10 protein-coding genes and 1 tRNA gene are annotated in these 9,333 nt (G+C 63.6%); 3 read left to right on the top strand and 8 right to left on the bottom strand.

Going from position 1 to position 9,333, the window contains the following annotated elements; all coding sequences use genetic code 11:
- The first annotated feature begins 97 nt into the window (after positions 1–97).
- The gene (locus AC629_RS05665) at positions 98–946 is read left to right on the top strand and encodes an OmpA family protein (protein WP_168195401.1); all 849 of its coding nucleotides are present in this window, start codon (positions 98–100) and stop codon (positions 944–946) included.
- Positions 947–1,088: 142 nt separating this feature from the next.
- Here AC629_RS05665 and AC629_RS05670 read toward each other — a convergent pair whose 3' ends face one another.
- From AC629_RS05670 to AC629_RS05695, 6 genes are all read right to left on the bottom strand, one after another.
- Positions 1,089–2,042: a 2-hydroxyacid dehydrogenase gene (locus AC629_RS05670; RefSeq protein WP_084803773.1), complete on the bottom strand. Its 954-nt coding sequence runs from the start codon at positions 2,040–2,042 to the stop codon at positions 1,089–1,091.
- A gap of 90 nt (positions 2,043–2,132) precedes the next feature.
- Positions 2,133–2,825 carry a 50S ribosomal protein L1 gene (gene rplA / locus AC629_RS05675; protein WP_018647230.1) on the bottom strand — a complete coding sequence of 231 codons (693 nt, stop codon included), beginning with the start codon at positions 2,823–2,825 and terminating at the stop codon, positions 2,133–2,135.
- Positions 2,826–2,831: 6 nt separating this feature from the next.
- The gene (gene rplK, locus AC629_RS05680; protein WP_011088164.1) at positions 2,832–3,260 is read right to left on the bottom strand and encodes a 50S ribosomal protein L11; all 429 of its coding nucleotides are present in this window, start codon (positions 3,258–3,260) and stop codon (positions 2,832–2,834) included.
- A 133-nt stretch (positions 3,261–3,393) separates the two neighbouring features.
- Positions 3,394–3,948 (bottom strand): transcription termination/antitermination protein NusG, encoded by a 555-nt coding sequence (gene nusG, locus AC629_RS05685; RefSeq protein ID WP_007602985.1) that lies wholly within the window; start codon positions 3,946–3,948, stop codon positions 3,394–3,396.
- Positions 3,948–4,139 carry a preprotein translocase subunit SecE gene (gene secE, locus AC629_RS05690; RefSeq protein WP_084803774.1) on the bottom strand — a complete coding sequence of 64 codons (192 nt, stop codon included), beginning with the start codon at positions 4,137–4,139 and terminating at the stop codon, positions 3,948–3,950. Before secE ends, nusG begins: the two co-directional genes overlap by 1 nt.
- A gap of 335 nt (positions 4,140–4,474) precedes the next feature.
- A tRNA-Trp gene (locus AC629_RS05695) sits at positions 4,475–4,550 on the bottom strand.
- Between the two features lie 153 nt (positions 4,551–4,703).
- Between AC629_RS05695 and AC629_RS05700 the strand changes: the two genes are divergently transcribed.
- The gene (locus tag AC629_RS05700; protein WP_084803775.1) at positions 4,704–5,924 is read left to right on the top strand and encodes a serine hydrolase domain-containing protein; all 1,221 of its coding nucleotides are present in this window, start codon (positions 4,704–4,706) and stop codon (positions 5,922–5,924) included.
- A gap of 168 nt (positions 5,925–6,092) precedes the next feature.
- Here AC629_RS05700 and AC629_RS05705 read toward each other — a convergent pair whose 3' ends face one another.
- Together AC629_RS05705 and AC629_RS05710 are read right to left on the bottom strand one after the other, a co-directional pair.
- Positions 6,093–6,860 (bottom strand): SDR family NAD(P)-dependent oxidoreductase, encoded by a 768-nt coding sequence (locus AC629_RS05705; protein WP_084803776.1) that lies wholly within the window; start codon positions 6,858–6,860, stop codon positions 6,093–6,095.
- Between the two features lie 84 nt (positions 6,861–6,944).
- Positions 6,945–7,643 (bottom strand): histidine phosphatase family protein, encoded by a 699-nt coding sequence (locus tag AC629_RS05710; RefSeq protein WP_084803777.1) that lies wholly within the window; start codon positions 7,641–7,643, stop codon positions 6,945–6,947.
- A gap of 133 nt (positions 7,644–7,776) precedes the next feature.
- Here AC629_RS05710 and AC629_RS05715 point away from each other — a divergent pair, with 133 nt between their 5' ends.
- Positions 7,777–8,562, top strand: a complete 786-nt coding sequence (locus AC629_RS05715; protein ID WP_084803778.1) for an SDR family NAD(P)-dependent oxidoreductase — start codon at positions 7,777–7,779, stop codon at positions 8,560–8,562.
- Positions 8,563–9,333 lie beyond the last annotated feature (771 nt).

Consider the following 9,333-nt stretch of genomic DNA (forward strand, 5'->3'; position numbering starts at 1 on the left):
CGTTACGATGCACCCCACACGAAGTAGATGATCAGAGATACTAATGAGGCATTCGATGCGCATGATACTCACTGGACTGTTCCTGCTTGCTTTCAGCATGCCGTCGTCGGCCGCCTGGAATGAGAAAAATGTGAAGGGGGCAAAGGAGCACTCGATCATCAAGTTCTACCCGCAGGCTCGAGTGACGGAATATGACGAGAAAGCTTTTGACAGCGTCGAACTCGTCACTGGAACGCAGCCTGGCGGTGATGGGGAGCCCGAGGCGAAGACCGAGGTGATCGAAGGCCGTATCGTGCGATATGTCTATGAGCACAAGCCCGGCACCTCCGCTTTCGAGATCCTACGCCAGTACGAGGCCGCGCTGGGCAAAGCTGGATTCGTGAAGCTCCTGGCGGGACGGGTCGACAAGCTGCCCGCGCACGGCAAGATCGGAGGAGAGGTCTTCGGCGCATTCCGGCTCGATCGCGACGGGAAGCCTGCCGTCTACACGAACCTCAGCGCCAGTGACCAGGGAGATTGGATAGAATCAACGCTGACGATCGCCGAGCCCGATCAGATGGAGCAGAAACTCGACGCGGACGCTGACGGCTTCTACAAGGCACTCAAGGACAAGGGTCGTGTCGCCGTGTACGGGATCAACTTCGACACAGGCAAGGCGACGATCCGTCCGGACTCGGAAGCGGTCCTGAGCGAAATCCGAAAACTGCTGGCCGACCACCCCGATCTGCGGCTGAAGGTCGAGGGCCACACGGACAATGTGGGAGCGCCTGCCGCAAATCAGAAGCTCTCTGAGGCGAGAGCGGCGGCAGTGGTGGCTTGGCTTGGCCGGCAAGGCATCAAGCCGGATCGCCTGACCCCGGCACGCTTCGGCGATACAAAGCCCATTGTCGACAACACCACCGAGGAGGGACGGACCAAGAATCGCCGGGTGGAGTTGGCGCGCTAGACGTTTGGTCCGAGGGGTTGGACGGTGCATTCTCAGCGGGCGCGCGACCTTGAGCACTCATACTGGCCAAGCCAGCAAGGTCGCGTGCAAATCATTCCCGCAAAAGACAAATGCCGCCTGAATTCTTGCCGCCGTCGGCCGGTCAAGACTCCCTGACTGAATACGGCAGCGGCTTGCCTGCAAAATAGGCCTCGAGGTTGGCGATCACGCAGTTCTGCATCGCGACGTGCGAATCGAGGGTGTGGCCGCCGATATGCGGGGCGAACACCACGTTGGGGAGCGCCGTCAGCGCATCGGGCGCATGCGGTTCCGTCTCGTAGACGTCGAGGCCGGCGCCCGCGATGGTCTTGTCCGAGAGCGCGGCAACCAGGGCCCTCTCGTCGATCACCGAGCCGCGGGAGATGTTGACGACGTAGCCGACCGCACCGAGGCGCTTGAGGATATCTGCGTTGACGACGTGCTGGGTCTCGGCCCCTGCCCGCACCGCGATCATCAGCACACTGCACCAGTCGGCGAGCGCCTCCAGCGTCGGGAAATATTGATAGGGCAGATCGTGCTTGGTGCGGCTGAAATAGCCGACCTCGCTCTCGAAAGCCGCGCAGCGCGCCGCGATCTTGCGGCCGATCTCGCCCATGCCGTAGACGCCGATGCGACGCCCGGGCATGCCGGCCTGCGGCCGCATCATCGGTGACTGCTTTGATGATGCCCAATCGCCGCTGCGGACATATTGGTCGGCAACCAGGATCCGCCGCGTCGTCGCGAGCATCAGGGTCATCGCGATGTCGGCGACCGAGGCTGCATTGGCCCCGGGGCTGTGGCCGACCGCGATGTTGCGGGCAGCTGCCGCCTTCAGGTCGACGCCGTCATAGCCGGTGCCGTAGCACACGACAGCGCCGAGCTTTGGAAACAGGTCCATCGCCTCTGCGCCGAGCGGCGTACCGCCCGCGGTGAGCATCGCACGGATGCCGCCGAGCTCTTCGGCCGAAAACACCTCCCGCGCCGGCTTGCCGGCGGTATCGAGCAGTTCGAACCGCTCGGCGAAGCGCGCCATCATCGTCCTGGGAAAGCGCGAGTAGATCAGGACCTTGTTAGCCATTGTTCTTGTTTCCGGTCAACGTCGTCAGAAACGACGAGGGGCGGAATCGGTTGCCCAATTCCGCCCCTCGCCTCATGCAATTTCCAAACCTTAGCCGAGAATGGTGCCCGGCTCGACCTTCACGCCGGGGCCCATCGTCGAGGACACCGCAACGCGCTGGATGTAGGTGCCCTTGGAGCCGGCGGGCTTCGCCTTGGAGACAGCGTCAGCCAGGGCCTTGATGTTCTCGACCAGCTTCTCCTCGGAGAACGAGGCCTTGCCGACGCCGGCCTGCAGGATGCCGGCCTTCTCGACCCGGAACTCGACCGAGCCGCCCTTGGCACCCTTCACCGCGCCGGTGACGTCCATGGTCACGGTGCCGATCTTCGGGTTCGGCATCAGGCCGCGCGGGCCGAGCACCTTACCGAGACGGCCGACCAGCGGCATCATGTCGGGGGTGGCGATGCAGCGGTCAAAATCGATCGAACCGTTCTGCACCTTCTCGACCAGGTCCTCGGCGCCGACGACGTCGGCACCGGCAGCCTTGGCCTCATCGGCCTTGGCGCCGCGGGCGAACACGCCGACGCGGAGCGTACGGCCGGTGCCGTTCGGCAGGGTCACGACACCGCGGACCATCTGGTCGGCGTGACGCGGATCGACGCCGAGATTGATCGCGACCTCGATGGTCTCGTCGAACTTCGCCTTGGCGCGTTCCTTGACCATCTTGATGGCGTCCGCGAGCGGATAAAGCTTTTCGCGGTCAATACCTTCGCGGGCTTTGTTCAAACGCTTTCCGATTGCCATGACCGCTTACCCCGCAACTTCCAAACCCATCGAGCGGGCGGAGCCCTCGACCATCTTCATGGCCGATTCGATGGTGTCGCAATTGAGATCCTTCATCTTCTTCTCGGCGATCTCGCGCACTTGCGCCTTGGTCACCTTGCCGGCCTTGTCACGGCCCGGCGCCTTCGAGCCGGACTGGATCTTGGCGGCCTGCTTGAGGAAGTAGGACATCGGCGGCGTCTTCATCTCGAAGGTGAAGGAACGGTCCGCATAGATGGTGATGATCACCGGGATCGGGGTGTTCTTCTCTTCCTTCTGGGTCTGGGCGTTGAACGCCTTGCAGAACTCCATGATGTTGAGACCGCGCTGACCGAGCGCGGGACCGATCGGGGGCGAAGGATTCGCCGCACCGGCCGGGACCTGAAGCTTCAGGTATCCGGTCACTTTCTTTGCCATGTATCACTCCTGTTGTGCCGGCAGTTGCCGGCGGTTTCAGGTTCGTGGTCTGGGTCGGATGCGGCTGGCAACCGCCCTCTCCCTGCCACGGCCTCTCTTTGCGCGAAGCTTTTCGGCCTCACGCGCTACCCGGTCAGACCTTCTCGACCTGACCGAATTCCAGCTCGACCGGCGTGGCACGGCCGAAGATCGACACCGCGACCTTCACGCGCGAACGCGCCTCGTCGATTTCCTCGACGACGCCCGAGAACGACGCGAACGGGCCGTCGGCCACGCGCACGTTCTCGCCGATCTCGAACGACACCGACGCCTTTGGCCGCTCCACACCCTCCTGCACCTGGTGCAGAATGCGCATCGCTTCGGCTTCCGAAATCGGCATCGGCTTGTTCTCAGCGCCGAGGAAGCCCGTCACCTTCGGCGTGTTCTTGATCAGATGGAATGCCTCGTCGGTCAGCTTCATCTTCACCAGCACGTAGCCGGGGAAAAACTTGCGCTCGGCGTCGATCTTGCGGCCGCGGCGCACTTCCGTGACCTTCTCGGTCGGAACCAGCACCAGCTCGAACAGTTCCTCGAGCCCGCGCTGCTTGGCCTGCTCGCGGATCGACTCGGCGACCTTCTTCTCGAAGTTCGAATAGGCGTGGACGATGTACCAGCGCTTGTCAGACAATTGAGCGGTTGCTGTTGCCATCAGTGAATGCCCAGAAGGAAGGTGATGAGGAAACGGATGATCTGGTCGGCGGCGAAGAAGAAGATCGAGGCCAGGGCGACCATAACGAACACCATGATGGTGGTGATCGTGGTCTCGCGGCGGGTCGGCCAGGTAACCTTGGCGGTCTCCGAGCGCACTTCCTGCAAGAACTTGAACGGGCTGACTGCCATCGTTTGATGTCCAACGTCCGTCGACAGACGCGAATGAATTTCGGGGATCCGAACAGCCGCCGTTGGCCCAGCCCTCTGTCTCGAAGGATGAGCCGGAAACCGGGCTCGATTGTTCGGGGATTTCAAGGCCGCGCCGGAAATCCGCGTCTAACGGGCCGGCTGCGAGTGCCGGGTAGATACTGCGGATGGGGCCAAAGGTCAAGGTGTGGACAGGCCGGCCGGCTCGCGGTTGTGGCTTACGGACCTGATCCGGATCAAGGGCTTATCCGGTGCCCACGGTCCGATCTTTGCGACGCGTCGCTGTCCTGCCTTCAATCCTGATTGTCGGGATTAGCTGGCAGGAGTGGCAGGGCTCGAACCTGCGACCCCCGGTTTTGGAGACCGGTGCTCTACCAATTGAGCTACACTCCTACGGACCCTGCGTCGCCGCGCGGATCAGGGCCGCTTTCAAGCACAGGGGGCGGCTGGATTGCAAGGGAGAAGCGCGCCGGCTTCGCTTGTTTGTACAGCGTCTTCTGGGCCACAGTCCGTTCCCGAGATAACAAAACGCAACCGGGAGTGCCCATGACTGCAGCCGCCCTCAATACCGCAACCGCGCCGAAAACCCCGTCTTTGCCCGAGGCCAAGCCGGAAACGCTGGGCCTGTCGCGCCCCCGCCTCCAGGCCATGTCGGACGCGTTCAAGCGCGAGATCGACAAGGGAACCGTCCCCGGCGTCACCGTACTGGTGGCCCGCCGCGGCCAAATCGGCTGGTTCGAGGCGCTCGGCAAGCAGAGCCCGACGGGCTCAGCGTCGATGGCGCGTGATTCGATCTTCCGCATCTTCTCGATGACCAAGCCGATCGTCTCCGTCGCCATCATGGCGCTGGTCGAGGACGGCCACCTCCTGCTCAGCGATCCCGTCGCCAAGTTCATCCCGGAGTTCGCCGATCAAAAGGTCGGCGTGGTCAGCGGCGGCAAGCTGGAACTGGTTCCGGCGCGGCGAGCAATGACGGTGCAGGACCTGCTTCGCCACACCTCGGGCCTGACGTATGAGCACCAGGGCGACGGGCCCGTGCACAAGATCTACCAGGACTCGCGGGTGCGCAGCCGCAAGATCACCAATGCCGAGCATGCCGCGCTGGTCGCGAGCTTCCCGCTCGTCTGCCATCCCGGCGACGAGTTCAACTACAGCCGCTCCACCGATATCCTCGGCCGTATCATCGAGGTCGTCAGCGGCAAGTCGCTCGGCGCCTTCCTGACCGAACGCGTTCTCGCGCCCTTGCAGATGACCGAGACCGGCTTTGCGACCAACGAGGCCAATGCCGGCCGGCTCGCCGAGCCATTCGCGGCCGATCCCTGGACCGGCGACAAGGTCGCGCTGTTCAACATGCTAGAACGGCCGGTGATGGAGTCCGGCGGCGGCGGCCTCGTCTCGACCACAATGGACTATGCCCGCTTCTGCCTGATGCTGCGCAACGGCGGCACGCTCGATGGCAACAGGATCATCGGCCGCAAGACGCTCGAGCTGATGGCGTCCGATCACCTCGGACCTGATGTCGTGACCAACGGCACCCTGCTCTCGCCCGGTCACGGTTTCGGCCTCGGCTTCGCCGTGCGCACCGAGCCCGGCATTGCGCCCTTCCCCGGTAGCGTCGGCCAGTATTTCTGGAGCGGCATTGCGGGGACGTTCTTCTGGATCGACCCGAAGGAAGACCTGTTCACGGTGTTCATGACCCAAGGCCCGGGCCAGCGCGACTATACGCGGACGCTGGTGCGGGATCTCGTGTACGCGGCGGTGGATTGAGGCTCGGCTCTCGTGCCCCGGACGCGACGCAGCGTGTAACGGTGCGTCGCAGAGCCGGGGCCCATTTCTCCGCGATCTCGTTCTCAACCTTATGGGTCCCGGCTCTGCGGAGCAGCACTTCGTGCTGCACCGCGTCCGGGACACGAGAAACTCAGCTAATCGTCAGCGTCAGCTGATCGTCGCGCCGCCGTCGATCACCATGGTCTGGCCGGTCATGAAGTCGCCGGCCTTCGAGCCCAGGAACACCGCGGCGCCCGCGATCTCGTCGGGGATGCCGATGCGGAGCAGCGGCGAGCGCGAGGTCGAGGCCTTCAGGTTCTCCGGATTGTCCCATAGCGCCTTGGCGAAGTCCGTCTTGATCAGGCCGGGCGCGATGCAGTTCACACGGATGTTGTCCTTGCCGTATTCGCAGGCGAGGTTGCGCGCGAGCTGCATGTCGGCCGCCTTGGAGATCGCGTAGGCGCCGAGGATGGTGGAGCCCTTTAGGCCGCCAATCGAGGAAACGATGATGATCGAGCCGTCCTTGCGTTCGATCATCTGCGGCACCACCATCGAGATCAGCCAGTTGTTGGCGACGATGTTGTTGTCGAGGATCTTTCTGAACTGATCGTCGGAGATGCCGGCGAGCGGCCCGTAATACGGGTTCGACGCGGCGTTGCAGACCAGCACGTCAATCTTGCCGAAGGCGCGGTTGCTCTCGTCGACGAGGTTTTGCAGGTTCTCCTTCGAGGAGATGTTCGCGGCAATCGCGACCGCGGTGCCCTTGCCGAACTTGTGGTTGATGCCCTTGGCAACCTGGTCGCAGACGTCAGCCTTGCGCGAGGAGATCACGACCTTCGCGCCGTGCTCGGCCATGCGTTCGGCGATCGCGAGCCCGATGCCGCGCGTCGAGCCGGTGATGACGGCAACTTTGCCCTTCATGTCGAACAAGGTCATGTTTCTCTCCCAGAGTACGATTTGATTGACAAGGAGCCTACGCCGCGTCCGCGCCAGCGGGCAACGGCTCAGGCGAGCTTGGGCTCAGGCGAGCTTCTTGACTTCCGGTCCGGCCAGCTGATGCATCGCCGCATGCGCATCATCCGCGATCCACGGCTGCTGGTTCACCATTGGCAGCCGCCAGACCGTGCGCTCCGGACTTGAGAAACAATCGAGCCGCGTCACCGACACATTGTCGATATCGAACGCGAGCCCCCGCTCCGGCTGGCCGTCGAGCGCAAGCCCGAGCGCCGCCTTGATGGTGCCGCCATGGGCGACCGCGATCACGTCCTGCCCGGCCGCCTCAATGTTGATCCGCTCGATGGTGCGGCGCGTGCGGTTGTAGAGATCCATGAAGCTTTCGCCGCCGGGCGCAGGCTCGTTGATGTCGGCGAACCAGCTCATGCCCACGGGGCGGCTCGCGATGAACTCGGCGCGATTCATGCCCTGCCAGCGCCCGAGGTTCTGCTCGGCAAGATCCGCTTCCCATTTCATCGACGCAGGCCTTGGGAAACCGGCCGCCCAGATCGCTTCGGCCGTTTGATGCGTGCGCATCAGATTGCTGGAGTACCAGACCGCCTTGCGTGGCAGGACCTTGGCAACAGCATTGAACACATAGGTGTCGCTGGTGTCGCAGGCGATGTCGCTCTGCCCGTAGATGTTTCCGCCATCGTTGCGCACCGGCGCATGACGAACCCACCACCAGCGTGTCGTGACCACATTCGGCTTGTCTGCAGCTGCCATCGAAACTCTTCCATCCCGTGTAATGTCGCTGTACGTCAGTAGCGAACGTGTCTCAAGACACTTTACCGTTTGAAATTCTGTTTGAAATTCCGTCGCGCGGCAAGCGTCGCGCACGAGCCAAAGGGAGAAACGCATGGGCCGTTTGCAAGGCAAATCCGTCATCATCACCGGCGCCGGCAGCGGCATCGGCCGCGCGGCTGCACTGCTGTTCACCAGGGAAGGCGCCAAACTGATCGCAGTCGATCGCACCGAGGCGGTGAAGGAGACCGTCGAGGAGATCAAAAAGGCAGGCGGCACCGCAGAAGCGATGATCGCCGATGCCGGCTCCGAGAAGGACGTCATCGCGGTCGTCGACAAGGCGGTGAAGACGCACCGCGGGCTCGACGTGATCTGGGCCAACGCCGGCGTCTCCGGCGGCCTCATCCCGCTCGCCGAGCAGACCGTGGAACACTGGCAGGAGATTTTGCGCGTCAATCTGATCGGACCGTTCCTCGCGGTGAAGCATGCGATGCCGCACATGGTGAAGCAGCAATCCGGTGCGATCGTGTTGACGGCTTCCGTCGCAGGCCTCAAGGCCGGCGCCAGCGGTCATCCCTATGCGGCGAGCAAGGCCGGCGTGATTTCCCTGGTACAGACCACCGCCTATTCGCTCACCGGCACCGGCGTACGCATCAACGCGGTCTGCCCGGGCCTGATCGAGACCGGCATGACCAAGCCGATCTTCGACCGCGCCAAGGAGCGCGGCACCTCCGACAAGATCGGTCAACTCAATCCGCTCAAGCGCCCCGGCCAGCCGCACGAGCTCGCAGCGATGGGACTGTTTTTGGCCAGCGACGAGGCGTCGTATGTCAACGGCCAGGCGTTCCCGGTGGATGGCGGCCTGACGGCCTCGATGCCGTATACGGGCAAGCCGGTTTAACAACGGCGGTCTCGTGTCCCGGACGCGGTGCGGCACGCAGTGACGCTCCGCAGCGCCGGGACCCAGGAGGCCACATAGTACGCTGCTGCATGGGCCCCGGCTCTGCAGCGCACCGCTGAAGCGCTGCGCTGCGTCCGGGGCACGAGATCGCAGCGTTGGTGCGCAACTGCATCAACATCGTCATTGCGAGCGCAGCGAAGCAATCCAGAGTCTTTACGCGGATACATTTCTGGATTGCTTCGCTGCGCTCGCAATGACGGAGTGTGGGGTAACGGCATTCGCCCCTCTCGTGTCCCGGACGCGGTGCGGCACGCAGTGACGCTCCGCAGAGCCGGGACCCAGGATGCCACAGCGATCGCTTCTGCACGGGCCCCGGCTCTGCAACGCACCACTTCGTGCTGCGCTGCGTCCGGGGCACGAGACCGTTGTTGAATGACTGACATGGGCTCTCATTCTCGCGGCTTGTTTCGCCCGAGCTTTGCTTCGTCGCCTCACCTCGAATGAAAGAGCAACTGTGCCGGAAGTAGACCGCTGACCGGCCGGGCTCAAGGCTGGCGCTGGCGCGCCCCCGCCTTCGGCGGCTGACGGCCTTGACCCCCATCCGCTCACCGGTCTGTTGGCTTTGCAAGCGCTCGGTCTCCGACCGCGCGCGGTGAAGTGCGCTCGGTCAGTTCACCGCATAGCGGTGGGGATCCCATTTCTGCCGTCGTGCGATCATGGTGTTGAGGATGATGATCAGCTTGCGCATGCACGCCGTGATGGCAACCTTCG

The sequence above is a fragment of the Bradyrhizobium sp. NAS80.1 genome (genome assembly GCF_001908205.1).
Classification (GTDB): domain Bacteria; phylum Pseudomonadota; class Alphaproteobacteria; order Rhizobiales; family Xanthobacteraceae; genus Bradyrhizobium.

Coding starts and splice junctions, on each gene's coding strand:
- AC629_RS05705 (WP_084803776.1), bottom strand. CDS start 6,860: ATGACCTTGTTCGACATGAAGGGCAAAGTTGCCGTCATCACCGGCTCG.
- rplK (WP_011088164.1), bottom strand. CDS start 3,260: ATGGCAAAGAAAGTGACCGGATACCTGAAGCTTCAGGTCCCGGCCGGT.
- rplA (WP_018647230.1), bottom strand. CDS start 2,825: ATGGCAATCGGAAAGCGTTTGAACAAAGCCCGCGAAGGTATTGACCGC.
- AC629_RS05715 (WP_084803778.1), top strand. CDS start 7,777: ATGGGCCGTTTGCAAGGCAAATCCGTCATCATCACCGGCGCCGGCAGC.
- AC629_RS05670 (WP_084803773.1), bottom strand. CDS start 2,042: ATGGCTAACAAGGTCCTGATCTACTCGCGCTTTCCCAGGACGATGATG.
- nusG (WP_007602985.1), bottom strand. CDS start 3,948: ATGGCAACAGCAACCGCTCAATTGTCTGACAAGCGCTGGTACATCGTC.
- AC629_RS05700 (WP_084803775.1), top strand. CDS start 4,704: ATGACTGCAGCCGCCCTCAATACCGCAACCGCGCCGAAAACCCCGTCT.
- AC629_RS05665 (WP_168195401.1), top strand. CDS start 98: ATGCCGTCGTCGGCCGCCTGGAATGAGAAAAATGTGAAGGGGGCAAAG.
- secE (WP_084803774.1), bottom strand. CDS start 4,139: ATGGCAGTCAGCCCGTTCAAGTTCTTGCAGGAAGTGCGCTCGGAGACC.
- AC629_RS05710 (WP_084803777.1), bottom strand. CDS start 7,643: ATGGCAGCTGCAGACAAGCCGAATGTGGTCACGACACGCTGGTGGTGG.